This window comes from Bradyrhizobium sp. 132 (assembly GCF_023074185.1).
Lineage (GTDB): Bacteria > Pseudomonadota > Alphaproteobacteria > Rhizobiales > Xanthobacteraceae > Bradyrhizobium.
The window spans coordinates 1-25,596 of the sequence record NZ_JADPKY010000020.1; the positions used below are offsets into that span (position 1 = coordinate 1).

Annotated in this window: 24 protein-coding genes and 1 pseudogene; 8 read left to right on the forward strand and 17 right to left on the reverse strand. The window is 64.2% G+C overall.

Translation table 11 applies throughout. The features are described from left to right. Nucleotides 1–250: 250 nt before the first annotated feature. Entirely contained in the window at nt 251–760 is a 510-nt protein-coding gene (locus IVA74_RS02185; protein ID WP_247339432.1) for a septal ring lytic transglycosylase RlpA family protein, read from the reverse strand. Between the two features lie 635 nt (nt 761–1,395). Between IVA74_RS02185 and IVA74_RS02190 the strand changes: the two genes are divergently transcribed. The 6 genes and pseudogenes from IVA74_RS02190 to IVA74_RS02215 all read left to right on the forward strand — a co-directional run bounded on the left by IVA74_RS02190 (nt 1,396) and on the right by IVA74_RS02215 (nt 8,225). Continuing rightward, nucleotides 1,396–1,956, forward strand: coding sequence for a F0F1 ATP synthase subunit delta (locus IVA74_RS02190; protein ID WP_247339434.1), 561 nt, complete (start codon nt 1,396–1,398; stop codon nt 1,954–1,956). Beyond that, complete coding sequence (gene atpA, locus IVA74_RS02195) at nt 1,956–3,485, forward strand: F0F1 ATP synthase subunit alpha (protein ID WP_247339437.1); 1,530 nt, start codon at nt 1,956–1,958, stop codon at nt 3,483–3,485. The genes IVA74_RS02190 and atpA overlap by 1 nt, the downstream gene beginning before the upstream one ends. A gap of 154 nt (nt 3,486–3,639) precedes the next feature. Continuing rightward, on the forward strand, nt 3,640–4,515 hold the full coding sequence (locus tag IVA74_RS02200) for a F0F1 ATP synthase subunit gamma (protein ID WP_247339439.1): 876 nt from the start codon (nt 3,640–3,642) through the stop codon (nt 4,513–4,515). 54 nt (nt 4,516–4,569) lie between these two features. Continuing rightward, on the forward strand, nt 4,570–6,012 hold the full coding sequence (gene atpD, locus IVA74_RS02205; protein ID WP_247339443.1) for a F0F1 ATP synthase subunit beta: 1,443 nt from the start codon (nt 4,570–4,572) through the stop codon (nt 6,010–6,012). Nucleotides 6,013–6,098: 86 nt separating this feature from the next. Next, nucleotides 6,099–6,506, forward strand: a complete 408-nt coding sequence (locus tag IVA74_RS02210) for a F0F1 ATP synthase subunit epsilon (protein WP_247339445.1) — start codon at nt 6,099–6,101, stop codon at nt 6,504–6,506. A 150-nt stretch (nt 6,507–6,656) separates the two neighbouring features. Further along, a pseudogene (locus IVA74_RS02215) lies at nt 6,657–8,225 on the forward strand (adenylate/guanylate cyclase domain-containing protein). A gap of 267 nt (nt 8,226–8,492) precedes the next feature. On the opposite strand, the gene IVA74_RS02220 reads toward IVA74_RS02215, so the two are convergent. The 10 genes from IVA74_RS02220 to proB all read right to left on the reverse strand — a co-directional run bounded on the left by IVA74_RS02220 (nt 8,493) and on the right by proB (nt 18,163). After that, on the reverse strand, nt 8,493–8,993 hold the full coding sequence (locus IVA74_RS02220) for an RNA pyrophosphohydrolase (protein WP_247339446.1): 501 nt from the start codon (nt 8,991–8,993) through the stop codon (nt 8,493–8,495). Nucleotides 8,994–9,056: 63 nt separating this feature from the next. Beyond that, nucleotides 9,057–9,560 (reverse strand): RNA pyrophosphohydrolase, encoded by a 504-nt coding sequence (locus IVA74_RS02225; RefSeq protein ID WP_247339447.1) that lies wholly within the window; start codon nt 9,558–9,560, stop codon nt 9,057–9,059. A gap of 76 nt (nt 9,561–9,636) precedes the next feature. Further along, on the reverse strand, nt 9,637–10,866 hold the full coding sequence (locus IVA74_RS02230) for a divergent polysaccharide deacetylase family protein (protein ID WP_247339448.1): 1,230 nt from the start codon (nt 10,864–10,866) through the stop codon (nt 9,637–9,639). A 144-nt stretch (nt 10,867–11,010) separates the two neighbouring features. Further along, complete coding sequence (locus IVA74_RS02235; RefSeq protein ID WP_247339450.1) at nt 11,011–12,369, reverse strand: S41 family peptidase; 1,359 nt, start codon at nt 12,367–12,369, stop codon at nt 11,011–11,013. Further along, on the reverse strand, nt 12,366–13,697 hold the full coding sequence (locus IVA74_RS02240) for a peptidoglycan DD-metalloendopeptidase family protein (RefSeq protein WP_247339452.1): 1,332 nt from the start codon (nt 13,695–13,697) through the stop codon (nt 12,366–12,368). Before IVA74_RS02240 ends, IVA74_RS02235 begins: the two co-directional genes overlap by 4 nt. A 33-nt stretch (nt 13,698–13,730) precedes the next feature. After that, nucleotides 13,731–14,213: a 23S rRNA (pseudouridine(1915)-N(3))-methyltransferase RlmH gene (rlmH, locus tag IVA74_RS02245; RefSeq protein WP_247339454.1), complete on the reverse strand. Its 483-nt coding sequence runs from the start codon at nt 14,211–14,213 to the stop codon at nt 13,731–13,733. A gap of 94 nt (nt 14,214–14,307) precedes the next feature. Further along, nucleotides 14,308–14,664 (reverse strand): ribosome silencing factor, encoded by a 357-nt coding sequence (rsfS, locus tag IVA74_RS02250; RefSeq protein WP_247339456.1) that lies wholly within the window; start codon nt 14,662–14,664, stop codon nt 14,308–14,310. Nucleotides 14,665–14,888: 224 nt separating this feature from the next. Further along, complete coding sequence (locus IVA74_RS02255; RefSeq protein ID WP_247339463.1) at nt 14,889–15,533, reverse strand: nicotinate-nucleotide adenylyltransferase; 645 nt, start codon at nt 15,531–15,533, stop codon at nt 14,889–14,891. Nucleotides 15,534–15,553: 20 nt separating this feature from the next. Beyond that, entirely contained in the window at nt 15,554–16,849 is a 1,296-nt protein-coding gene (locus IVA74_RS02260) for a glutamate-5-semialdehyde dehydrogenase (protein WP_247339464.1), read from the reverse strand. A gap of 192 nt (nt 16,850–17,041) precedes the next feature. Next, nucleotides 17,042–18,163, reverse strand: a complete 1,122-nt coding sequence (proB, locus tag IVA74_RS02265; protein WP_247339465.1) for a glutamate 5-kinase — start codon at nt 18,161–18,163, stop codon at nt 17,042–17,044. A 189-nt stretch (nt 18,164–18,352) separates the two neighbouring features. Here proB and IVA74_RS02270 point away from each other — a divergent pair, with 189 nt between their 5' ends. Continuing rightward, nucleotides 18,353–19,318, forward strand: coding sequence for a Bug family tripartite tricarboxylate transporter substrate binding protein (locus tag IVA74_RS02270; RefSeq protein ID WP_247339466.1), 966 nt, complete (start codon nt 18,353–18,355; stop codon nt 19,316–19,318). Between the two features lie 133 nt (nt 19,319–19,451). Here the strand turns inward: IVA74_RS02270 and IVA74_RS02275 are convergent, their stop codons facing one another. The 3 genes from IVA74_RS02275 to IVA74_RS02285 form a co-directional block, all read right to left on the reverse strand. Further along, nucleotides 19,452–21,086: an alkaline phosphatase family protein gene (locus IVA74_RS02275; protein ID WP_247339468.1), complete on the reverse strand. Its 1,635-nt coding sequence runs from the start codon at nt 21,084–21,086 to the stop codon at nt 19,452–19,454. A 98-nt stretch (nt 21,087–21,184) separates the two neighbouring features. After that, on the reverse strand, nt 21,185–22,225 hold the full coding sequence (gene obgE / locus IVA74_RS02280; RefSeq protein WP_247339469.1) for a GTPase ObgE: 1,041 nt from the start codon (nt 22,223–22,225) through the stop codon (nt 21,185–21,187). A gap of 114 nt (nt 22,226–22,339) precedes the next feature. Continuing rightward, a complete protein-coding gene (locus tag IVA74_RS02285) occupies nt 22,340–22,819 on the reverse strand; it encodes a MaoC family dehydratase (protein ID WP_247339470.1) in 480 nt (159 codons plus the stop codon). Nucleotides 22,820–23,107: 288 nt separating this feature from the next. On the opposite strand from IVA74_RS02285, the gene IVA74_RS02290 reads away from it, so the two are divergent. Beyond that, nucleotides 23,108–24,022 carry a DMT family transporter gene (locus IVA74_RS02290; protein ID WP_247339471.1) on the forward strand — a complete coding sequence of 305 codons (915 nt, stop codon included), beginning with the start codon at nt 23,108–23,110 and terminating at the stop codon, nt 24,020–24,022. A gap of 3 nt (nt 24,023–24,025) precedes the next feature. On the opposite strand, the gene IVA74_RS02295 is transcribed toward IVA74_RS02290, so the two are convergent. The 3 genes from IVA74_RS02295 to rplU all read right to left on the reverse strand — a co-directional run bounded on the left by IVA74_RS02295 (nt 24,026) and on the right by rplU (nt 25,538). Then, nucleotides 24,026–24,619 (reverse strand): GNAT family N-acetyltransferase, encoded by a 594-nt coding sequence (locus IVA74_RS02295; protein ID WP_247339472.1) that lies wholly within the window; start codon nt 24,617–24,619, stop codon nt 24,026–24,028. A gap of 156 nt (nt 24,620–24,775) precedes the next feature. Continuing rightward, a complete protein-coding gene (gene rpmA / locus IVA74_RS02300; RefSeq protein ID WP_007598923.1) occupies nt 24,776–25,045 on the reverse strand; it encodes a 50S ribosomal protein L27 in 270 nt (89 codons plus the stop codon). 97 nt (nt 25,046–25,142) lie between these two features. Further along, on the reverse strand, nt 25,143–25,538 hold the full coding sequence (rplU, locus tag IVA74_RS02305; protein WP_247339473.1) for a 50S ribosomal protein L21: 396 nt from the start codon (nt 25,536–25,538) through the stop codon (nt 25,143–25,145). Nucleotides 25,539–25,596 lie beyond the last annotated feature (58 nt).

Sequence of the window (25,596 nt, forward strand, 5' to 3'; positions counted from 1 at the left end):
AAGGATGATCGAGCAACATCGTCGTCTCCAGGTTGGGTGGTATTGCAACCTCAGTCTGGCCTCAGACTTGGTCGCTATCCACTCCCCATGGAATCTTCGTCGCTGCGCTCCTCGCAATGACAAAAGGGATAAAACAAGCCCGCCGTCCCCCAAGACGGCGGGCTTGTTTCACCCGCGCTGATCCCGCTGCTCACACGTCCATGCGGACGATGACGGGAACTGCACTTGTGCGGTGAGGCGCTGTCGCGCCCTAGGAGACGACTTCCGCCGTGACGCGGCCGACGCCGGCACCGGTGAGGCCGATGGCCCGGGCAGCGCCCGTGGAGAGGTCAAGGACACGGCCGCGAATGAACGGTCCACGGTCGTTGATGGTGACGATGACGCTCGAGCCGCCATGGGTGACGCGCAGCTTGGTGCCGAACGGCAGCGAACGGTGCGCCGCGGTCATGGCGTTCTGGTTGAAGCGCTGGCCCGAGGCGGTCTTGCTGCCGGACTCGTTGCCGTAGAACGAAGCCATGCCGGAGAAGCTGCGGCCCGTGCCCGACGACGGCGTCATCGACGCATTGGCGCTGCGCCAGTCGGAGGTCGTGCTGGCATCGTTTTCGGCGTGGTGGCGGTGATGATGGTGAGAATACCGATGGTGATGCCGGGATTTTGCGGAAGCTTCGGTGGCAGTTCCACCGACGAGGAGTGTTGCGGCAACGAAAGCGATCGCCGTACGCGGCCGGGTCACAGAGCCCAGCATCTTCAAAGACAGCATTTAATGGTCCTAAGCTAGTATTGCCACATATGAGGCAAGTGGAGCCCTCGTAAGTTTGTGAGCGGGATGGCGTTTCGATTCCTAATGAGGCGTGAATTGGGCAGTAAATCCGTTCTATGTCCTCATGAAACATCTTGTTACTGTCGACCGGTATTTAGCTGATGTCCCGTAACCTTTGATTGTAATGTTTTGTTAACCGGACAATTACTTAGAAATACTGTAAACGGAAGTCATCGCTTTCAGTGTTTAGAATTGGGTAAGTATTCGGCGAGTGAACCGGCGGGGCAGGAATCACGCCTCAGCGATCCGTGTTCATGGCCGCTATGCGCTCAGGGCAGGAACAAATGGGCGGGCATCGGCGCCAAGCGCGCGACAATTCCGTCAGGTGGCAGGTCGTCGTTGCGTCGTCTTGGACTGCGACGGACTGGCGAAAGAACGTCGTGCCTTTAATTTGGCGTCATGTTGCACGTGCGCGCCTGCTATGTTAGCAAAGCCGCGATTTTAACGAGCCCGGCACGTACCGTGCGGGGTCGAAAATCGAAGTCCCGCTTGAATTCCAAGGGCTTGGATCGCTTGGCGCCGCTTTGTGGCGACGGTTTTTCCCTTGCGAGTTTGACAGCAAAAAGAGCACGTCTGTGGCTGCAGAAGATACGTCCGTTTCCGGTGTGTCGGGTCGTTATGCAACGGCCTTGTTTGAACTGGCCCGCGACCAGAAAGTGGTCGACGAGGTCAAAGCCGATCTCGACAAATTCGAGGGCTTGCTGAACGAAAGCGCCGATCTGACGCGCCTCGTCCGCAGCCCGGTGTTTGCGGCCGAAACGCAGTCCAGGGCCCTCTCGGCCGTGCTGGACAAGGCCGGCATCGCCGGCATCTCCGCCAATTTCCTCAAGGTTCTGACCGCCAACCGCCGCCTGTTCGCGGTGGCTGACGTCATCCGCGCCTACCGCGCCCTCGTCGCCAGGTTCAAGGGCGAGGTAACGGCCGACGTCACCGTGGCGGAAGCGCTCTCGAACAAGAATCTCGACGCCCTCAAGGTTGCCCTGAAGTCGGTGACCGGCAAGGACGTCGCGCTCAACGTGAAAGTCGACCCCTCGATCATCGGTGGCCTCGTGGTCAAGCTTGGCAGCCGTATGATCGATAGTTCGCTTCGCACCAAACTCAATTCGATCAAGCACGCGATGAAAGAGGCAGGCTGATGGACATCCGCGCCGCGGAAATTTCCGCGATCCTCAAGGACCAGATCAAGAATTTCGGCCAGGAAGCTGAAGTCTCCGAAGTCGGACAGGTGCTGTCCGTCGGTGACGGTATCGCTCGCGTCTTCGGTCTGGACAACGTCCAGGCCGGTGAAATGGTCGAGTTCGAGAACGGCACCCGCGGCATGGCGCTCAACCTCGAAACCGACAACGTCGGTATCGTTATTTTCGGTGCCGACCGCGAGATCAAGGAAGGCCAGACCGTCAAGCGCACCCGCGCCATCGTGGACGCGCCGGTCGGCAAGGGCCTGCTCGGCCGCGTCGTCGACGCGCTCGGCAACCCGATCGACGGCAAGGGCCCGATCCAGGCTGACAAGCGCATGCGCGTCGACGTCAAGGCGCCCGGCATCATTCCGCGCAAGTCGGTGAACGAGCCGATGGCGACCGGCCTCAAGGCGATCGACGCCCTGATCCCGATCGGCCGCGGCCAGCGCGAGCTGATCATCGGCGACCGTCAGACCGGCAAGACCGCGATCGCGCTCGACACCATCCTCAACCAGAAGCCGCTCAACGCGCAGCCGGACGAGAACATTAAGCTGTATTGCGTCTATGTCGCGATCGGCCAGAAGCGTTCGACCGTTGCCCAGTTCGTGAAGGTGCTGGAAGAGCAGGGCGCGCTCGAATACTCGATCATCGTCGCCGCCACCGCCTCCGATCCGGCGCCGATGCAGTACATCGCGCCGTTCACCGGCTGCACCATGGGCGAGTACTTCCGCGACAACGGCATGCACGCCGTCATCATCTATGACGATCTGTCCAAGCAGGCCGTCGCCTACCGCCAGATGTCGCTGCTGCTGCGCCGCCCGCCGGGCCGCGAAGCCTATCCTGGTGACGTGTTCTATCTGCACTCCCGCCTGCTCGAGCGCGCGGCGAAGCTGAACAAGGACCAGGGCTCCGGCTCGCTGACGGCGCTGCCGGTCATCGAAACCCAGGCCAACGACGTGTCGGCCTACATTCCGACCAACGTCATCTCGATCACCGACGGCCAGATCTTCCTGGAAACCGACCTGTTCTTCCAGGGCATCCGTCCTGCCGTGAACGTCGGTCTGTCGGTGTCGCGCGTCGGCTCCTCGGCGCAGACCAAGGCCACCAAGAAGGTCGCCGGCAAGATCAAGGGCGAGCTCGCGCAGTACCGCGAAATGGCGGCGTTCGCGCAGTTCGGCTCCGACCTCGACGCCTCGACCCAGCGCCTGCTCAACCGTGGTTCGCGCCTGACCGAACTCCTGAAGCAGCCGCAGTTCGCGCCGCTGAAGATGGAAGAGCAGGTCTGCGTGATCTGGGCCGGCACCAACGGCTATCTCGATCCGCTCCCGGTCAACAAGGTGCGCGCGTTCGAGGACGGCCTGTTGTCGTTGCTGCGCGGCAAAAACGTCGAGATCCTCAATGCGATCCGCGACAGCCGCGACCTCTCCGACGACAGTGCTGCCAAGCTGAAGTCGGTGGTCGAAGGCTTCGCCAAGAGCTTTGCATAAGATAGCCGTCGCATGGCCGGGCTTCTTGTCCCGGCCGTCCGTGCCTCATCGCATGGCGACGAAGACGTGGATGCCCGGGACTAGCCCGGGCATGACGACAGGGACAGGCTAACGGTCTGATCGCAAGAGATCGAACCGTCGGGGTGAACGAAGAATGGCCTCACTTAAAGACATGCGGGTTCGCATCGCCTCGACCAAGGCGACGCAGAAGATCACCAAGGCCATGCAGATGGTCGCCGCGTCCAGATTGCGCCGCGCCCAGCAAGCGGCCGAGGCGGCGCGGCCCTATGCCGACAAGATGAGCGCGGTGATCTCCAACATCGCCAGCGCCGCTGCGGGTTCTCCCGGCGCGCCGGCGCTGCTGTCCGGCACCGGCAAGGACCAGATTCACCTGCTGCTGGTCTGCACCGGCGAGCGCGGCCTGTCCGGCGCTTTCAACTCCTCGATCGTGCGCCTCGCGCGCGAGCGCGCACAGGCGCTGATTGCGCAGGGCAAGGAAGTCAAATTCTTCTGCGTCGGGCGCAAGGGTTATGAGCAGCTCCGCCGCCTGTTCGACAAGCAGATCGTCGAGCACCTCGATCTGCGCAGCGTTCGCCAGCTCGGCTTCGTCAACGCCGAGGACATCGCGAAGAAGGTTCTGGCGCGTTTCGACGCCGGCGAGTTCGACGTCTGCACGCTGTTCTACTCGCAGTTCAAGTCGGTGATTGCGCAAATCCCGACCGCGCAGCAGATCATTCCGCTGACTGTGGAAGCAAAGGCGGCGAACGCGCCGTCGACGTCCTACGACTACGAGCCGGAGGAGGACGAACTTCTCTCCGGCCTGTTGCCGCGCAATATCGCCGTGCAGATCTTCCGCGCGCTCCTGGAAAACAACGCTTCGTTCTACGGCGCGCAGATGAGCTCGATGGACAATGCCACCCGCAATGCCGGCGAAATGATCCGCAAGCAAACCCAGATCTATAACCGAACCCGTCAAGCCCAGATCACCAAGGAGCTGATCGAGATCATCTCCGGCGCCGAGGCGGTCTGACGCACGAACCAAACGACGGTCGTTCAAGTAAAGAATTTCGAAGGAGAGCTAATCATGGCCACAGCAGCTAACCAGGTCGGTCGCGTCACCCAGGTCATGGGCGCCGTCGTCGACGTTCAGTTCGAGGGCCACCTGCCGGCCATTCTCAATTCGCTGGAAACCAGGAACGGCAGCATCCGCCTCGTGTTGGAAGTCGCGCAGCATCTCGGTGAGTCCACCGTGCGCACGATCGCGATGGACGTGACCGAAGGTCTGGTGCGCGGCCAGGAAGTGACCGACACCGGCCAACCGATCGAGGTTCCGGTGGGCGCCGGCACGCTCGGCCGCATCATGAACGTCATCGGCGAGCCGATCGACGAAGCGGGCCCGATCCCGTCCGAAGGCAAGCGCGCCATCCACCAGGAAGCGCCGACCTACACCGACCAGGCCACCGAGGCCGAGATTCTCGTCACCGGCATCAAGGTCGTCGACTTGCTCGCGCCTTACGCCAAGGGCGGCAAGATCGGCCTGTTCGGCGGCGCGGGCGTCGGTAAGACCGTGCTCATTCAGGAGCTGATCAACAACGTCGCCAAAGCGCACGGCGGCAATTCGGTGTTCGCCGGCGTCGGCGAGCGCACCCGCGAAGGCAACGACCTCTATCACGAGTTCATCGAATCCAAGGTCAACGCCGACCCGCACAATCCCGACCCGAGCGTGAAGTCGAAATGCGCGCTGGTGTTCGGCCAGATGAACGAGCCGCCCGGTGCCCGCATGCGCGTCGCGCTGTCCGGCCTGACAGTCGCCGAGCACTTCCGCGACCAGGGCCAGGACGTGCTGTTCTTCATCGACAATATCTTCCGCTTCACTCAGGCGGGCTCGGAAGTGTCGGCGTTGCTCGGCCGTATTCCCAGCGCCGTGGGCTATCAGCCGACGTTGGCAACCGACATGGGCGCGCTGCAGGAGCGCATCACCACCACAAACAAGGGCTCGATCACCTCGGTGCAGGCGATCTACGTGCCGGCCGACGACTTGACCGACCCGGCGCCGGCGACGTCGTTCGCGCATTTGGACGCCACCACGGTGCTGAACCGTGCGATCTCGGAAAAGGGCATCTATCCGGCGGTCGATCCGCTCGACTCGACCTCGCGCATGCTGCAGGCGAATATTGTCGGCGAAGAGCACTATACGACCGCGCGCATGGTCCAGCAGGTGCTGCAGCGCTACAAGTCGCTCCAGGACATCATCGCCATCCTCGGCATGGACGAGCTTTCAGAAGAGGACAAGCTGACGGTGGCCCGCGCCCGCAAGATCGAGCGCTTCCTGTCGCAGCCGTTCCACGTCGCCGAAATTTTCACCGGCGCGCCCGGCAAGTTCGTCGACCTCGCGGACACCATCAAGGGCTTCCGCGGTCTCTGCGAAGGCAAGTATGACCACCTCCCGGAGGCCGCCTTCTACATGGTCGGCACCATCGAAGAGGCGCTCGAGAAGGGCAAGAAGCTGGCGGCCGAGGCGGCCTAAGCTGCGAACGGCGAGTAGGGAGTAGCGAATGGTCTCGCTGCTCCCGCTCCATTCGCTATTCGCTACTCACCATTCGCAGGTTTCCCATGGCCACCTTCCACTTCGATCTCGTCTCGCCGGAAAAGCTCGCATTCTCGGGCGAGGTCGACCAGGTCGACATCCCCGGCGTCGAAGGTGATTTCGGCGTGCTGGCTGGACATGCGCCGGTCGTGGCTGCGATCCGGCCCGGCATTCTCACCATCACCACCGGCGGCAAGCACGAGAAGATCATCGTGCTCGGCGGTCTCGCCGAAGTCTCCGAAAAGGGCCTCACCGTGCTCGCCGACGTCGCGACGTCGCTGGCCGAGCTCGACCGTGCTCAGTTCGCCGCGACCGTCTCGGAGATGGAAGAAGGGTTGAAGGAGCACGAAGGCAGCGAGCTCGATCAGGCCATCGCGCGGCTCGACCACTTCAAGAGCATCCAGCAGCAGCTCAACAGCACGGCTATGCACTAAGCCCCGGCGCATCGCACCGGGGCTCAAGCTACAAATTCCTGAATAAGTTCAGCGCTCGTCACGGAAGTGGCGGGCGCTGAAACTTTGTTGCACCGCGTCGCCGATAGCGGCATTCTGCGCTGGCGAATTTTGTTTCGGGGCGGGCAGCAGATGAAACGCAAGATCGCAGCGATTTTCGCGGCCGATATTGCCGGTTACTCAAGGCTGGTCGCGGAAGACGAGGAGGAGACGCTGCGGCGTATGGCCTCCTATCGTGAGGTCGTCGACGATTTCATTGCGAAGGCCGGCGGTCGCATCTTCAACACGGCAGGCGACGCCGTGCTCGCGGAGTTTCCAAGCGCGGTCGATGCGGTGCGCTGCGCGATCGACATCCAGGAACCCCTGCGAACCCGCAACATGGCCTATCCGCCGAGCCGGCAGATGTCGTTCCGCATCGGCATCACCATCGGCGACGTGGTCGAGCGCGACGGCGATCTGCTCGGTGATGGCGTCAATATCGCCGCCCGGCTCGAGGGCCTCGCCGAGGTCGGTGGCATCTGCGTCTCCCGCGCCGTGCACGAGCAGGTCGCCAACAAGCTGTCGGTGCAGTTCGCCGATATCGGCGCTCAGGAGGTCAAGAACATCCCGACGCCGGTGCACGCCTACATGGTGGCGATGCGGCGCGTGGACGGCAGTTACGCAACGCCGCAGATCAAGAAGGTGGCGAAAGTAGCGCCCGCGCTGAACTGGATGTGACCGCTGGTGGTCGGTGTCGTCTCCGTTGTCGCGATCGCTGTCGGCGGCTTCCTCTATTTCACCAAGCTCGAGACCAACAAGGCGCCGGCGATCGCAGCGATCGCGCCAGGCCCAGCATCAAGCCCGATGCCCATGCCGGCACCATCCGCCTCGCCGATGGTCGGCAAGTTTCCTGCCGACAGCGTGCCCTTCATCGGCGAGCGCATCCGCGGCTACCTCGGTGGCGAATATTCCGTCGCCGGCGACTACAAGGCCTTTGCGCTGAACGTCGGCGGTATCACCGGCTCCGCGCTCAATCAGCCAAACGAGGAAGCCGCGCGCAACGCTGCGCTCGATCAGTGTCAGAAGCGGGCGGATGCCGCGCAGTCGCCGCGGCCCTGCGAGCTCTATGCGGTCGGCAACAATGTCGTCTACACGCACGGCAAGCCGCCGATGCCGCCGCAGCCCTTTATCCGGCACGATCCAATGACCGAGCGCGCCTTCGTCCCAAAGGACTTTCCGATGGTGCGCGATCCCGCAAAAGTCCGGCTCGAGAACATGTTCGTCCCCGCGGCAAAATCCCGCTCGGTCGCGCTCGGCCCGGGCGGTCAATATTTCATGGTGATGGGCGCATCATCCGCCGACGACGCTGCGCGGCGCTCCCTGGAATCGTGCGGCGCGATCGCCGGCGTCGCCTGCATGGTCGTTGCGGTCGACGAGAATTTCGTCGTGCCGATCCCGACCCTGCTGAGGATCACCGGCTTCTTCCATGCGGCGTCCAATGCCTCGATCGCCACAGATGCGCGCGACGAGGTCGTGCGCAAGCTCGCCGATGGCATGGGCTGGAACGCAGTCGCGGTCGGCACCGCGGGCCGGCCGGGCGTCGGCCTGAAGGCCGCGGACGAGCAGACCGCCGTCAATTCCGCGCTCGCCGACTGCGCCAGGCGCGACAGCGATTGCCACGTCATCGCGATCGGCCCGTTTACGGTGGGACCGGTGAATTAGGCGTGTGCTGATTAGGCCCGATCGTTAACGCTTGCGAGATGCGCTCCCTCCCCCCTTGTGGGGCTCGCTTGCGGGGGAGGGCTGGGGAGAGGGTGCATCTGCAAAGACACAGTCCCTAAACGGAGAAAGCCCTCACCCGGCACTTCGCGCCGACCTCTCCCGCAAGCGGGAGAGGCTGAGCGAACCCGTGGCTGGTTGTGCGGTCACCCATGCCCGTCCTAAGCGCTGGAATGCGCTCTGCAACGACACCGGCTTGTTCTCGCGTTTTTAGTTTGCGAAGGGCGCAAACTGTTGGGCCACCGCGCGGTAGACCTCGCGGCGGAACGGGACCACGACATCGGGGACACGGTCGAGCCGCTCCCAGCGCCAGGCGTCGAACTCCGCGGGCTGGTCGTTGCGCGGTGTCAACGGATCGATCTCGTCATCCTTGCCGGTGAAGCGCAGGGCGAACCATTTTTGACGCTGCCCGCGGAATTTCGCCAGCCGATGCGTCTGCGGTCCATCGTAAGGCGGGAATTCGTAAGTCAGCCAGTCGGTCTCGCCGAGATAGGTTGCGCTCTTGACGCTGGTCTCTTCCCAGAGCTCGCGCAGGGCCGCATCGCGCAGGTCCTCGCCCTCGTCGACGCCGCCTTGCGGCATCTGCCAATCGAGGCCCGGCAGGACGATCTCGGGTCCGTCGCCCTTGAAGCGATGCCCGATCAGCACCCGGCCGTCGGCATTGAACAGCGCGATACCCACGTTGGGGCGATAAGGCTTTTGATCGGTCACGTGCGGATCTCTCGTCGTCATTCCAGGCGATGCATTAGCATCAACCTGGAATGGCGACTTGAACTAATCCTCCGCCAGCGCGGAAAATTCCTTCACTACGCGCTCATAGACCGGGCGCTTGAACGGGACGATCAGCCCGGTCAGGTTCTTCATCGGCTCCCAGCGCCAGTTCACGAACTCGGCCTTGTGACCGCCGCCGGGCTTTTCGACGTTGATCTCGCTGTCCTTGCCGGTGAAGCGGACCGCAAACCATTTCTGGCGCTGGCCGCGATAGCGACCCTTCCAGGCGCGGCCCGCAACAGTGCGCGGAATGTCGTAAGTGAGCCAGTCCGGAACCTCGCCGAGCCGCTCGACCGAGCGCACGCTGGTCTCCTCGTAGAGCTCGCGCCTGGCGGCGTCCCAATTGTCCTCGCCGGGATCGACGCCGCCCTGCGGCATCTGCCAGACATGGGTGTCGTCGACATGCTCGATGCCGCCGGCGCGGCGGCCGATGAACACCAGGCCTTGCTTGTTGATCAGCATCACGCCGACGCAGGTCCGGTAGGGCAGATCCTCGTAACGCGCCATTCCGCCAGACCTCTCGCATGCTGTCGGTAAGGCTTGATCCGGCCCCGCAGGACCCGCGCCGTACCAATCCGTTGATTTAGCTGGATTTTGATTTCAGCATCGCGGTTGTCAATGGCACCAAAAGGATACCTCGGTCGCTCAATGTCTTGGTCCAGGCGCCGATGCGCTCGATCGAGACCGGGAGGGCGGAGGCGGTGCCCACGGCCGCGCCGCGCTCGCGCGCCGCCGCTTCGAGCTTATTCAGGGCGCGGTCGATCTCGGCCGGGGTCGGCACCACGTCGATCGCGATGTCGCCCCTACCGAACGGCATCGCCTGGCTTGCCGCGGCCTGGGGCGCGATGCTGCGGGGCGAGGAGCCGTCGTCGAAGAAGCCGAGGCCACGTTTGGCCGCCTCGCGGATGATCGGCTGCATCGCCGGCTCCGTGGCGATGAAGCGGGCGCCCATGAAATTGGTGAGGCCGGCATAGCCCTGCATCCGGCTCAGATGCCAGTACAGGCGGTCCATGTTCTGGTCGGCACTCAGCGAGGTCAGCAGCGTCTGCGGTCCCGGATCGTTGTCGGGGAAGTCGTAGGGCTCCATCGGGATCTGGAGGAAGATCTCGTGGCGCTGGGCGCGGGCTCGCTCGGCGAGTTTTCCTGGATCGGAACCATAAGGCGTGAAGGCCAGCGTCACCGCCGCCGGCAGCCTCATGATGGCGTCGGTGGTCTTGGCTGCGCCGACGCCGAGGCCGCCAATCAGGATCGCAACCACGGGCATCTTGGCGGCCTTGGCGCGGTCGGCATCCGCCGCATAGACGTTGAACGGTTTCAGATCCCCGGCAACCACGGGGATCATGCCGTAGCGCGATTTCTCAAGGAGTTTTGGGTCGATCCCGGTCATGACGGGCGGCGGTGCGGAGGCCGCTCCGCCCTTGTCGGCGGGATCGCTGCCGCCGATCACCACGTCCTGGCGCGTGCCGGTGGAACCGTCGATCATGGTGACGGTCTTCTGCTCGCCCGCCTGCTTCGGCGCTTCCCTGGTCTCGTGCTTGCTTTCCTGTTTGCTTTCCTGGCCGTGGCCGGAAGCGGCCGGCTTCTCGTCGCTGGCCTTGTCCGTAGCTTGGGGCTCGCGGATCGCGAGCCGCGTCATCGGCTCGCCACCGAGCGGATCCTTGTTGAAGATCGCGAAGCCGGCAAAAGCGACCAGGAACAGGCCGAGCAGCATCGCAAGCGCCTGCATGGCCGTGAACGGCAGCCGCCGCCGGTGTTTGCGGCGCGGCTTATCCTGTCCGAGCGGGGCGCTCAGATCATCGGCCGTTTCAGTCATGCGCGATCCCGAATCACTCACCCATGACGATACCACGGCGGGGTCAAGCGGCGGCAGGCCGGGATAGGCCGGGGGTGTCTGGCGTTCCAAGCAAAAAGGGCGGCTCCGTGAGCCGCCCTTTCCGTCAGATCGCGATGCGCCGACCTAGTTTGCCGCTTTGGGCTTGTCGGTCGTGGTCTTGTTGTCGCCGCCCGGCGTAGGCGCCGCGGAGGCGCTGTTCTTGATGCCATGGAGCAAATCGTCGGCGAGCTTGAGCGCCTTGTCGTCCTTGGCGTCCGGCGGCACGTAGGACTGCGACCCGGTCTTCTCGTCGCCGTCGTTCTTGAGATGGCCGCGCAGCGAAGCCTCGCCCTTGGTGTCGGTGCGCGACTTCAGTTCGTCCGGCACGTCCTGCAGCACTTCGATGTCGGGCACGATGCCCTTGGCCTGGATCGACTTGCCCGACGGCGTGTAGTAGCGCGCCGTGGTCAGACGCAGCGCGCCGTTGCCCGAGCCGAGCGGAATGATGGTCTGCACCGAGCCCTTGCCGAACGAGCGCGTGCCGACGATGGTCGCGCGCTTGTGGTCCTGCAGCGCGCCGGCGACGATCTCCGACGCCGAGGCCGAGCCGCCATTGACCAGCACGATGACCGGCTTGCCCTTGGTGAGGTCGCCCGCATGCGCGGTACGGCGCTGGGTCTCATCGGCGTTGCGGCCGCGGGTTGAGACGATTTCGCCCTTCTCCAGGAAGGAGTCGGAGACGGTGACCGCTTCCTCGAGCAGGCCGCCCGGATTGTTGCGGAGGTCGATGACGTAGCCCTTCAGCTTGTCGCCGATCTGATTCGAGAGGTTGGCGACCTCGCGCTTCAGGCCTTCGGTGGTCTGCTCGTTGAAGGTGGTGATGCGGATATAGGCGATGTCGTCGGCCTCGATGCGGGCGCGCACCGAGCGGACGCGGATGTTGTCGCGCACCAGCGTGACGTCGATCGGATTGTCCTGGCCCTTGCGGATGATCTTGAGCTTGATCTTGGTGTTGACCGGGCCGCGCATCTTCTCGACCGCCTGGTTCAGGGTCAGGCCCTGCACCGCTTCGTCGTCGAGACTGGTGATGATGTCGTTGGCCATGACGCCGGCGCGCGAGGCAGGCGTGTCGTCGATCGGCGAGACCACCTTGATCAGGCCGTCTTCCATCGTGACTTCGATGCCGAGGCCGCCGAACTCACCGCGGGTCTGCACCTGCATGTCGCGGAAGCTCTTGGCGTCCATGTAGCTCGAATGCGGATCGAGCCCGGTGAGCATGCCGCTGATGGCTGATTCGATCAGCTTGGTGTCGTCGGGCTTCTCGACATAGTCCGAGCGCACGCGCTCGAAGACGTCGCCGAAAAGGTTGAGCTGGCGATAGGTGTCCGCGGTGGCAGCCCGTGCGCTGGAGCCCATGAAGACTGCGCGCGGCTGGGTCACGAACAGCGTCAGCGCCGCACCGGTGGCCGCGCTGAGGAGGATAACTGAAGTCTTGCGCATCATCCGCGAACCTTCTCGCCTTCATTTGCGGCCCACCATGGGCCTGGATCGATTGGAGTGCCGTCTTTGCGGAACTCGACATACAGCACAGGTTGACTCGCGTTCGTGGCGAGAATGGAGGCGACTTGAGAGGTCGACCCCATGGACGCGACAGGCTCCCCCGTGAGGACAAACTGTCCGATGTTTACCGAAATGCGCTCCATCCCGGCGATCAGGACATGATACCCGCCCCCGGCATTGAGGATCAAGAGTTGTCCATAGCTGCGGAACGGGCCGGCATAGACCACCCAGCCGTCACACGGCGTCGTGACCTGGGAGCCGGGCTTACTTGCCAGCGAAATGCCCTTTTGAACCCCGCCGAGCCCGTCGGAACCGCCAAAATCCCTGATCTTGTTACCGTTAACCGGAAGAGGCAGGAGGCCTTTGGCGGCGGCGAAGGCCATCGCGGGAGTGCTCCGGGACCGGTCCTTGAAAGCGCCGGGGCCGGGTTTGGCGTTGAGGGCGGCCTTTGCCTCGGCCTGCTTTGCGGCCTCAGCTGCCTTCTCGGCTGCCTTGGCGGCGCTTTGCAGCTCCTGCTCCATCTTGGCGATCAGCCCCTGGAGATCGCCGACCTGCCTTGAGAGCGTGATGGCGCGCGAGTTCTCGGCGTCCAGGTCCTTTTCACGCGACGCCTGCTGGCGCTGCCGCTCGTCAACCAAGGCGGTGAGCCGGGTCTGGTCGTTGCGGACCTTGTCGCGGTCGGAGGCGAGCTGGTCGCGCTCGGTCGCGATGGTCTTGCGCAAGGACACGAGCTCGCCGAGCTCGCCGGCGATCTTCTCGGCGCGACCGCGCAATTCCGGCACGACGGCGCCGAGCAGCATCGCCGTGCGCAGCGATTGCAGCGCGTCCTCGGGCCGCACCAGCAGCGCCGGCGGCGACCGCCTTCCGGCGCGCTGCAAGGCCGCCAGCACCTCGACGATGTCGGCGCGGCGCGAATCGAGCGAGCTGCGCATCGCCTGCTCGCGGCCATTCAGCGAACGCAGCCGCGCTTCGGCTTCGTCGATCTTGGTCTCGACGGTGCGCACATTGGCGGCGGTGTCGATCAATTGCTGATTGAGCTGGGTGCGGTCCTGGCCGAGCGAGGTGATCTCGGTCTTGAGCTTGGCCTGCGCTTCCTCCGCGCTCTTCTTGCTTGCGCGGGCGGCGTCGAGCTCCTGCTCGCGCTGCTTGATCGCATCGGGCGAGATGGCCGCAGCCTGCGGCGCAATAGTTTGACCTTGCGTCTGAGCTTGCGCGAGGCTTGCGCCGGTCACGCCGGCGATCAGCAGCAGGTTGAGAATCGGCGCTCGCATCGCTTTAGGCAAAGGTGCTCGTTGTAGCGCGCATCATGCGCGGTGATAGGGGTGGCCGGCCAGAATGGTGGCGGCCCGATAAAGCTGTTCCAGAAGCATGACGCGGACCATTTGATGCGGCCAGGTCGCAGAGCCGAACGCGATCGCGAGCTTAGCCTTACGGCGCAATTCGGGCGAAAGTCCGTCCGCCCCTCCGATCATGAAGATAGTATGACCGGCCCCCTCGTCGCGCCAGCGGCCGAGATGCCGTGCGAATACGGTGGAATCCAGATTCTTGCCGCGCTCGTCCAGCGCCACCAGGATCGATTTCTCGGGAATATGCGCGGAGATCGCCGCCGCCTCTTCGGCCATCCGCGTCGCCGTGTCGCGTGCGCGGCTTTCGGGCAATTCGTGGATGGCGAGCTCGCGGAATCCGAGCTTTCGGCCGACCTCGTCGAATCGTTCAGAATAGCGGTCGGCAAGCTCCCGTTCGGGACCCCGCTTCAGCCGGCCCACCGCAATGACAGCAACACGCATGATAGCTTCAAGGTCGCGTTTTCAAGACCGCGCGCAAATTGCGCGCGCACGACGCTAGCATGCGCGTCAGCCGATTCGAAATCGGCCAGAGCCTCTAGATCGCCTTCGCCGCCCCTGGGCCCTGTGTGTACAATCTCTCGAGATTGTAGAACTCGCGGACCTCGGGTCTGAACACGTGAACGATCACATCGCCGGAATCGATCAGCACCCAGTCGCAATTGGGCAAGCCCTCGACGTGGATGTTCTTGATGCCGTTTTCCTTGAGGCCTTTGGCGACGTTCTCCGCGATCGCGCCGACGTGCCGGTTGGCCCGGCCGGTGGTGACGATCATGTAGTCGGAGTAGGCCGATTTGCCGCGAAGGTCGATGGTGACCGTCTCTTCCGCCTTCATGTCGTCCAGGCGGGAGAGGATCAGGCTCAGCGTCTTGTCGGCGTCGGGTTGCGCCTTCAAGGCTGCAGCTTTGGTCGATGTTTTACGCGCCGGCTTGGCAACCTTGGGTAAAACAGACTTCGTCGAAGCTGACTTGGACAATACAGATGTGGCCAGGGACCATTCCTTTCACTGTATCGCGAACGCCGAATCCGACGCTCACTGGTTACACTACATCATGTGGGGTTAAGGGTTTCAATATGCCAGAGAGCCCGAAGTTCACAACGACCTCCGCAGAGTCTGACTCACTTCGTACCTTTCCAGCTTCCGTCCGGGTTCCGTAAGCCGGTCGAAGAGAGATTCAGCTTCATTCCGGTGAGGAAGACCCACGCCGGCGCAGCCCGGTCCGCAAGCAATGCTGCCTCATTCTCGGGCACGCGGTAGCGCTTGAGCGCCTGGGCGGCGGGAGAGGCGAGCGCGCGAAAACTCTGCGGTGGGCGATCGATGACCGCAATCGGCACCTGGCCGGCGATGCGCTGCCAGTGCTGCCAACGATGGAATTGAGCGAGGTTGTCGGCGCCCATGATCCAGACAAAGCGCAGGCCGGAGAGGCGGCGGCGCAAGGTGTTGATGGTGTCGATAGTATAGCGCGTGCGAATGACGGATTCGAGACAGCTCACCTCGATCCTGGGGTCGTCGGCAATTTCGCGCGCCGCCTGCATGCGCCCGCCGAGCTCGTGCAGCGTGCCGTTCTCCTTCAGCGGATTGCCCGGCGTCACCAACCACCAGACGCGATCGAGCTGAAGGCGTTTCAGCGCGAACTGGCTGATCGCGCGATGGGCCTGGTGCGGCGGATTGAACGAGCCGCCGAGCAGCCCGATGCGCATGCCCGAAGTGTGGGTTGGTATGGCCTGCGCGAAGGAACGTGGCGCGACGAAATTGTTGCTCAATGCCCCGCGCCCCGCGTCGTTTACGGCCGCGTCTGCCCGGTGCCGTGGATGCGATACTTGAAGCTCGTCAGCTGCTCGGCCCCAACCGGACCGCGGGCATGGAATCTGCCGGTGGCGATGCCGATCTCGGCGCCGAAGCCGAACTCGCCGCCGTCGGCGAATTGCGTCGAGGCATTGTGCAGCACGATCGCGGAATCGACCTCGCTCAGGAATTTCTTCGCAGCGGTCTCGTCCGCGCTCACGATCGCATCGGTATGGTGCGAGCCGTGGTTCTGGATATGCGCGATCGCGCCGTCGACGCCGTCCACCACCTTCGCCGCGATGATCGCGTCGAGATATTCAGTGTCCCAATCCTCTGCGCTCGCAGCCTTCACGCGCGCATCGGTCTTCTGCACGGCGTCGTCGCCGCGTACTTCGCAGCCCGCCTCGATCAGCATCTCGACCAGCGGCTTCAGCTTTGTGCCGGCAACAGCGCGATCGACCAGCAGCGTCTCGGCCGCGCCGCAGACGCCGGTGCGGCGCATCTTGGCGTTGAGCACGATCGACTTCGCCATGGCGAGGTCGGCGCTGGCATCAATATAGACGTGGTTGACGCCTTCGAGATGCGCGAACACCGGCACGCGGGCTTCCTGCTCGACGCGCGCGACAAGGCTCTTGCCTCCGCGCGGCACGATCACGTCGACGGCGCCGTTCAATCCCGACAGCATCATGCCGACCGCCGTGCGGTCGCGCGTCGGCACCAATGTGATTGCGGCCTCGGGGAGGCCGGCTTCACGCAGGCCCTGCACCAGGCATTCATGGATGGCGCGGCAGGAGCGAAAACTGTCGGAGCCGCCGCGCAGGATCACGGCATTGCCGGACTTCAGGCACAGCACGCCGGCGTCCGCCGCAACGTTCGGCCGGCTCTCAAAAATCACGCCGACGACGCCGAGCGGCACGCGTACGCGCTCGATGGTCATGCCGTTCGGCCGCTGCCAGCTCTCGGTGACGATGCCGACCGGATCGGCAATGCCGCGCACGATGCCGATGCCCTCGGCCATGCCCTCGACCCGCGCCGGCGTCAGCGTCAGGCGGTCGATGAAGGAGGAGGTGGCATTGGCGGAGGCGCGGGCATCAGTGACGTCCTCGGCGTTGGCGGCGAGGATCGCGGCAGAGTTCGCGCGGATCGCCCGCTCCATGGCCTCGAGCGCCCGGTTCTTCTGCTCCGGCGGCGCCAGCGCCAGCACGCGCGCGGCAGCGCGGGCACGGGTACCGAGATCGGTCATCAGCGCCTGAAGATCGGCATTGCCGTCGACGGCTTTGAGGGGGGCGGCCATAGCTCGTTCAACCTTCTGCTAACGCGGTGTCCTAGCACGGAAATCCCGCTTTTGCGAAGGGTCGGGAGGGTATGGCAGGGCTTCACGTGCCGGACGACAGCTCGGTCAATGGCCTAGCTCCGGCGTCATGGCCGGGCTTGCCGGCCCTCCACGCCTCGGCCGGCGCCTGCAAGAACGTGGATGCCTGCCGGTCTACCCGCCCATCACCAGATCGTCGCGGTGGATCATCTCTGACCGCCCGCTGATGCCGAGGATCGCCATCACGTCCGGGGAAGAGCGGCCCTTGATCCGCTCGGCGTCGTCGGCATCGTAGGCGATCAGGCCGCGGCCGACCTCGCTGGTGTCGGGGCCACGGACGATCACGGCGTCGCCGCGGGCGAACTGGCCCTCGACCTTGATCACGCCGGCCGGCAGCAGGCTGGCGCCGGCACGTAGCGCGGCGACTGCGCCGGCGTCGATGGTCAGCGTGCCCTTCGGCTCCAGCGAGCCCGCGATCCAGCGTTTTCGCGAGGTGATGGGATTGGCGGGCGTCAGGAACCAGGTGCAGCGGCTGCCATCGGCGATTGCCTGCAAGGGATGCTCGATCTTGCCGGAGGCGATCAGCATATGCGTGCCGCCGGTGGTGGCGATCTTCGCCGCCTCGACCTTGGTGCGCATGCCACCGCGGGAGAGTTCGGACTCGGCGTCGCCGGCGACAGCCTCGATCTCCGACGAGATGCTGTCGACGACGGGAATGAGCTTGGCGTTCGGATTGTTCTTCGGCGGGGCATCGTAGAGCCCGTCGATATCGGACAGCAGCACCAGCAGGTCCGCGCTCGCCATGGTGGCGACGCGCGCGGCGAGGCGGTCGTTGTCGCCGTAGCGGATCTCGTTGGTGGCGACCGTGTCGTTCTCGTTGATCACGGGGATCGCGCGCCACTCGAGGAGCTTGCCGATGGTGGAGCGCGCGTTGAGATAGCGGCGTCGCTCCTCGGTGTCCTGCAGCGTCACCAGGATCTGGCCGGCGCCGATGCCGTGTGCACCGAGCACCTCCGACCAGATCCGCGCCAGCGCGATCTGGCCGACAGCGGCCGCGGCCTGGCTCTCCTCCAGCTTCAGCGGGCCGCGCGGCAGTTTGAGCCGGCTGCGGCCGAGCGCGATCGAGCCTGAGGAGACCACGAGCACGTCACGGCCCTCGCCGTGCAGCTTTGCCATGTCGTCGGCGAGCGCGGCGAGCCAGGACGCCCGCACCTCGCCCCTGTCGGAATCGACCAGCAGCGCGGAGCCGACCTTGACGACGATGCGGCGGAATTGACTGAGTTCGGGGCTGGCCATGAGTGTATGTGTTGGCGCGTGTGACGGATTGCTCTGCATCGGACACGGCGGAGCGCGGCGCCGGTAAGGCCTGCTTTTGCAGCAGGACGATGGCCGGCGCAAGGCGGCAGGCCCGGTAAACGCCGCTTGTCCGGGACGCCTGTCTGGCTCTAATTGTCGCCAACCATAATGTGCTCAAAGAGGAAACCAATGGATCGCCGCAACTTCATCGCCGGATGCCTCGGGTTGCCGCTGCTGGCGCAGGCGGGCGGGTCGCAAGCGCAGGCCGGGCTGACGAAAATGATCTTCCCGTTCGCGGCGGGAGCGGGCGGCGACACGCTGTGCCGGCTGATCGCGCAGGAGATGGCGCCGGCGCTGCAGCGGACCATCGTGGTCGAGAACCGCACCGGCGGCGACGGCCTGATCGGCATCAAGGCGGTGAAGGGGGCCAGCCCCGACGGCAGCATGGTGCTGGTGACGACCGGCCCCACGATGTACCTGCTGCCGATGGTGGAGGCGACGCCGAGCTTCGATACTGCAAAGGATTTCGTCCCGGTATCGCTGCTGGCCCGGTTCGAATTCGCCGTCGTGATCGGCCCGGGGATCGATGCCGCCGACTTCAAGGGATTTGTCGGCTGGTTGAAGACGCATCCGGACAAGACGTCGTTCGGCGTGCCGAGCAACGGCACCATTCCGCATTTCATGGGCTCCAAGCTCGAGAAGGATCTCGGCATTCCCATGACACGCGTGCCCTATCGGGGCAGCGCGCCCATCCTCAATGACATCATCGGCGGCCACATCTCGTTCGGCATCACCACGTTGGCCGACGCGCTGCCGCAGCACCGCGCCAAGGGCGTGAAGATCATCGCGGTCGCAAGCGCGGAGCGCTCGCCGTTCGCGCCCACCGTCCCGACGCTGAAGGAGAGCGGCATCGATCTCGTCGCGGACGCCTGGTACGGCATGTGGCTTCCCGCCGGCAGCTCGCCGGAATTCGCGAGCAAGCTCGGCGCGGCCGCAAGCGCCGCGCTCGCCAAGGCCGAGGTGAAGGAGAAGCTGACAGCCATTGGCCTGATCCCGGTCGGCAGCAGTGCGGATGGCTTGACCAAGGAGCTCGCTGCCAACGCGGCCTTCTGGCAACCGATCGTGAAGGCGACGGGCTACAAGATCGAGAATTGAGAAGCGTAGCGCGATTTCTCCCCTCATCCTGAGGAGCGCGCTTTTTGCGCGCGTCTCGAAGGATGCAGGCCGAGGTGCAAGAGCCGGGCCTGCATGGTTCGAGACGGCGCTTCGCGCCTCCTCACCATGAGGATTACATCTTCGCGCGCTGCGCGATGCCGTCCTTGATCGACGCGAGCTCTTTCTCGTCCCAGATGCCGATCAGGACGCCGCCCTTCACCTGAAGCTGGTTGTCGGCATAGTTCGCGATCTTCTCGCGGGGTGTGGTGATGTGGTCGTTGGGATGCAGCGCCCAGTCGAACAATTCCGCCTGTAATCGCGCGATGATGCCGGCGCACTCCGGGTCGTCGCCGCGATCCAGAAACTCTTCCGGATCGGTTTCGAGGTCATACAGCATCGAGCGGAAGCCGGAGGCATGGATGTATTTCCAGCGGCCGTCGAACACCATGAACAGGCGGCAGCGCTCGATCGGCTGGTTCAATTTCAGCCGGACGTCCTGCATGGAATAGTCGTATTCGGAGAACGCGACCTTACGCCAATCCGGCGGCGTCGGCCCGCGCAGCAGCGGCAGCAGCGAGCGGCCTTCGAGGATGTGGCCCGGCACCTTGCCGCCGAAATAATCGACGAAGGTCGGCGCGAGATCGATGGCTTCGACCAGCGCGTCACTGCGCGTGCCGCGCGTGGCGTCGGCTTCCTTCGAGGGATCGATGATGATCAGCGGAATCTTGGCCGACTGCTCGTGGAACAGATCCTTCTCGCCCATCCAGTGATCGCCGAGATAGTCGCCATGATCGGAGGTGAACACGATCATGGTGGAGTCCACGAGATCGCGCTCCTCCAGAAACTTCATCAGCACGCCCATCTGGTCGTCGATCTGGGTGATCAGGCCCATATAGGTCGGGATCACCTTCTCGCGGGCCTCGTCGCGCGCCATGTTGCGGGAGTAGCGCATGTCCATATAGGCGCCGAACACCGGATGCGGATTCTGGCGCTCGCGCTCGGAGCGGATCACCGGGATCATGTCATCCGGCGAATACATGCTGGCGTAAGGTTCGGGCGCGATGTAGGGCCAGTGCGGCTTGATGTAGGACAGATGCAGGCACCACGGCTTGCCGTCGGTTTCGGCCTCGCTGATGAAGTCCATCGCGCGGCGCGTCATGTAGGGCGTCTCGGAATGTTCGTCCGGCACGCGCGCGGCCTTGTCGGCATGCACGAGCAGCCAGCCGTTCTGGAGCGAGCCGTCCTCCGCCGCACCTGAATTGGCCCAATGCTCCCAGGGATTGGTCGCTTCAAAACCCTGCTGGCGCAGATACTCGTCGTATCTCGGACGTGGACGGCCGGTCGGATGCAGGCCGTCGTCGCGCTCATAAGGCTCGAACCCGCATTCGGCGACGTGCACGCCGATCATCGATTCCGGCGGGATGCCGAGCGCCTTCATGCCTTCGAGATCGGGCGCCATGTGGGTCTTGCCGACCAGCACGTTGCGCACGCCGAGCTTCTTGAGGTGATCGCCGAGGGTGGGCTCGCCGACGCGCAACGGCCAGCCGTTCCAGTGCGAGCCGTGCGAGCGCATGTAGCGCCCGGTGTAAAACGACATCCGCGAGGGGCCGCAAATCGGCGACTGCACATAGGCCTTGCTGAACAGCACGCCGCGCTTCGCCATGGCGTCGATATTCGGTGTCTTCAGCGTGGGATGGCCGGTGCAGCCGAGATAGTCATAGCGAAGCTGGTCGCACATGATCCAGAGAACGTTCTTCGCGCGCGCCATGAATCATCCCCGCCGTGTCTTGATTGTTCGATGCTGCGCTATGGCGTCAGCGAAGACAAGCAGGGCGGGATCAGGTCGACCGGATCAAACCGACCAGATCAAGCCGACCACGGCTCGGCTTCGGCCGCGCTCTTCGCCTTGGCGGAGACCGGGCTTTCGCCGATCACTTCCGCCAGCGCGCGCAACGCTTCCTTCACGCCATCGCCGGTGACGGCGGAGAGCAGCAGCGGCGTCTTCTTGGCGGCGCGCTTCAGCCGGTCCTTCTGCTTCTTCAACTCGTCCGGCTCGACCGCGTCGATCTTGTTCAGCGCCACGATCTCGATCTTGTCGGTGAGCTGCCCGGCATAGGCGTCCAGCTCGGTTCGCACCGTCTTGTAGGCCTTGCCGGCATGCTCGCATGTCGCATCGACGAGATGCAGCAGCACGCGGCAGCGCTCGACATGGGCAAGAAAGCGGTCGCCGAGACCCACACCTTCATGCGCGCCTTCGATCAGGCCGGGGATGTCCGCCAGCACGAATTCGCGGCCGTCGGCATTCACGACGCCGAGCTGCGGATGCAGCGTGGTGAAAGGATAGTCGGCGATCTTCGGCTTGGCCGCGCTGACTTTGGCGAGGAAGGTCGATTTGCCGGCATTGGGCAGGCCGACGAGGCCGGCATCTGCGATCAGCTTCAGCCGCAGCCAGATCCAGCGCTCTTCGCCGGGCTGGCCGGGATTGGCATTGCGCGGCGCGCGGTTGGTCGAGGTCTTGAAATGCGCGTTGCCGAAGCCGCCATTGCCGCCCTCGGCCAGCACGAATTTTTCGCCGACATTGGTGAAATCGTGGATCATGGTCTCGCGATCCTCGTCGAAGATCTGCGTGCCCATGGGAACCTTCAGCACGATCGCCTTGCCGTTGGCGCCATGGCGGTCCGAGCCTGCGCCGTTTTCGCCCTTTTGGGCCTTGAAGTGCTGCTGGTAGCGATAGTCGATCAGCGTGTTCAGGCCGTCTGCGACCTCGATGATGACATTGCCGCCGCGGCCGCCATTGCCGCCGGAGGGACCGCCGAATTCAATGAATTTTTCGTGGCGGAACGCCACGCAGCCGTTTCCGCCGTCACCGGAGCGGATATAGACCTTTGCTTCGTCGAGGAATTTCATCGGCCATAGGTAGGCCAGCCGGTCCCGCGCGGCAACCCGGATGGACCCGCAAATCGGCCGAAATTCGGCGATTTATGGGCCTTGCTTAACCGCAAGACCAGGTCCAGGACGGCGTCAGAGCGGCCGCCGCCGGATCAGGAATTTCTGCGTGCCCTCCAGCACCAGCTCCTTGCGCTGGTTGAACACGGTGCTTTTGAGCGTCACCGTGCCGGTCGAGCGTCCCGGCACCAGCTCGACGACCTCGAGCGCGGGATAGATGGTGTCGTCGGCGAACACCGGTTTGAGGAATCGGCTCGACTGCTCGAGGAAGCCGACCAGGGATTCCTCGACCATGAACGGAAACAGGCCCGCGCCGGGTGCGGTGTGGATCAAGGTCTGGAAACCGTGGGCCAGCAAATGCGGCATGCCGCGGCTGCGGCAATACTCCACATCATAGTGCACCGGATGGGTGTCGCCGCTCGCGGTCTGGAACGCCGCGAACACCGCATTGGTCTGCGTGCGGCTCGGCAGCACGAAACGCTCGCCGACCACGAAATCCTCAAACCAGCGTTGCGCGGGGATCATGCGATGCCGGGCCGGGTCGAAGTCGGTCATGTCTTAGCTCTTTTCTTGGCTCTCTTCTTGGCACTTTCGTTCGTGGGCAGCCTATCGCTACCGCGCCGCGGAGAGTGCGACAATCCGTTCAATTCGTCCAACGCGGGCTTGTCCCGGCGGCCTGCGTCATTAAAACCACCGCAAGCGACTCTCGTCGCCGATTCTTGACGCTTCCTCCGCCCGTCATTGCGAGCGAAGCGAAGCAATCCAGCCTGTCTCCGCAGAAACGGACTGGATTGCTTCGTCGCAAGAGCTCCTCGCAATGACGGGCTTCCACGAACGACAGCAATGCCCCTTTTCAAAAATCTCTCCGCCTATGACGAGCGCTCGGCGCGCCTCGCCGGCATTGCACTCATGGTGCTGTCGATCTTCATGTTCTCGTTCGGCGATGCCATGGGCAAGTTCCTGGTCGGGACTTATTCGGTGGGGCAGCTGCTGTTTCTGCGCGCCTGCGCGGCGCTGCTGCTGCTGTCGCCGCTGGTCTGGCGGCAGCGTCACCAATTCCGGCATCTGGAGCGGCCGGGTCTCCAGCTCTTCCGCGTGGTGCTGTCGACGCTGGAAGTGGCGGCCTTCTTCCTCGCGACGGTCTATCTGCCGCTCGCCGACGTGATCACCTATTATCTGGCCGGCCCCATTTTCGTCACCGCGATGTCGGCGATCTTTCTCGGCGAGAAGGTCGGCTGGCGGCGCTGGACGGCGATCCTGATCGGCTTCTGCGGCGTGCTGATCGCGCTGCGGCCATCCGCGCAGACGATCAGCCTGCCGGCGCTGATTGCGCTTGGCGGCAGTCTTTCTTTCGCAACGCTGATGCTGATTACGCGCAGCCTGCGCAAGACGCCCGACATCGTGATGGCGTCGTCGCAATTCGTCGGCACGTTTTTGCTGGGCGCGGTGCTGTCGGCGTTCCATTGGGTGCCGCCGACATCAGGCAGCCTCGTGATCTTCGCGCTGGCGGGATGCGTCTCGGTCACCGCGCTGTTCTGCGTCAACCGCTCGCTCAAGCTGGCACCGGCCAGCGTCGTCGTGCCCTATCAATATTCGATGATCGTCTGGGCGGTGATCTTCGGCTTCGTCGTGTTCGGTGACGTTCCCGAGGTCGCCACCATCGTCGGCGCCGCCATCATCATCGGCGCCGGGTTCTATATCTACTTGCGTGAGCGCGATCTCGGGCGCGCCGGCGGAGAGGTGAATCCGCCGGCGTAGCGCCTACCTCACGCGCCTTGCACTGCTCCAGCTCTTCAGCGACGCCCACACACTGCGCGAGAGACGGAAGCAGTCGACGGGCGTGGACGAGCCCAGCGCCAGGAACCGATGCAGCTGGACGCCGCTCCATTGGAAGCCGCACTTCTCCAGCACGTTGCGCGACGCCGGATTGGTGACGCGCGCACCCGCATAAAGATGGTCGTCCTCGAACTCCTCGAAGAAGAAATCGATCGCGCCGCGTGCGGCCTCGGTGGCAAAGCCCCGGCCCCAATGCTCGACGCCGAGCCAATAGCCGAGCTCGGCATTGTCGGGCGTGGAGCGGTCGATGCCGACCATGCCGACCGGACCGGAGTCCTGCTCGATCAGGAACACGGTCTCGCTGCCGAGCGTGGCGGTGGCGCGAACGAATTCGACGGCGTCGTCCTGCGAATAGGGATGGGGGAGGCGGCGGGTGTTCTCGGCGACGCGGCGGTCGTTGGCCAGGAGGGCGATGGTCCTGACATCGGCGAGGGTCGGCCGCCGCAAGGTCAGCCGCTCGGTGGCGACGACGCTTGGTCTCGCCTCCCGCAAGGTCACGCTCGAAAAATCCTGCAACATGTCCGGCTCCGTCGAAGTCACTAAGTGAAAAGTGAGCAAGTCAAACGAAAGGGGAGGCCGGTTTCCCGCCTCCCCCTGGAGCCTTCGATCTCTTTGATCTCAAGGACTCCGCCGGTTCGGTCTGGGACCCGGCGGACTCCAAATTTGATCCACCGTCTATTCAGCCGCCTCTGCGAGCGGGAGCACCGAGATGAAGGTGCGACCGTTGGCTTTGGCCTGGAATGTTACGCGACCCTCGACCTTGGCGAACAAAGTGTGGTCGGTGCCCATGCCGACATTAAGGCCGGGATGCCAGGTGGTGCCGCGCTGACGCGCAATGATGTTGCCGGGGATCACAACTTCCCCGCCGAACGCCTTGATACCGAGGCGCTTGCCTTTGGAATCGCGACCGTTGCGCGATGAACCGCCTGCTTTTTTGTGAGCCATGGCTCGTCTCCGAAATCTTACGTATTTCTAGATCAATTCCTTGACGGAATCATTTCACAATTTCTCACGCATCACTTCGTGATGGCGCGTGATCAAATTATGCGGCGTCGGCGTCTTCGGTCGTGGTCTCTGGCTTGACGACCTTTTCCCGCTTCGGACGCGGCCCCTTGGTGGGCTTGGCGCCGTCCGTCAGGATCTCGCTGATGCGCAGCACCGTGATCTCGTCGCGATAGCCGCGCTTGCGGCGCGAGTTCTTGCGGCGGCGCTTCTTGAACGCGATGACCTTGGGGCCACGCTTGTGGTCGAGCACCTCGACCGCCACGGACGCGCCTGCGACCGTCGGCAGACCCAGGAGCGGCGTGTCGCCGCCGACCAGCAGAACTTCGTTCAACTGCACGATCGAGCCGACTTCGCCTTCGATCTTGCCTACTTCCAGGACATCATCCGGAACGACGCGGTACTGCCGGCCGCCGGTTTTGATGACTGCGAACATCGTTGTTTTCCTTCGTGTTCATTCCCGGCCTCGCGACATAGTGTCGGGGCCGGCTTTT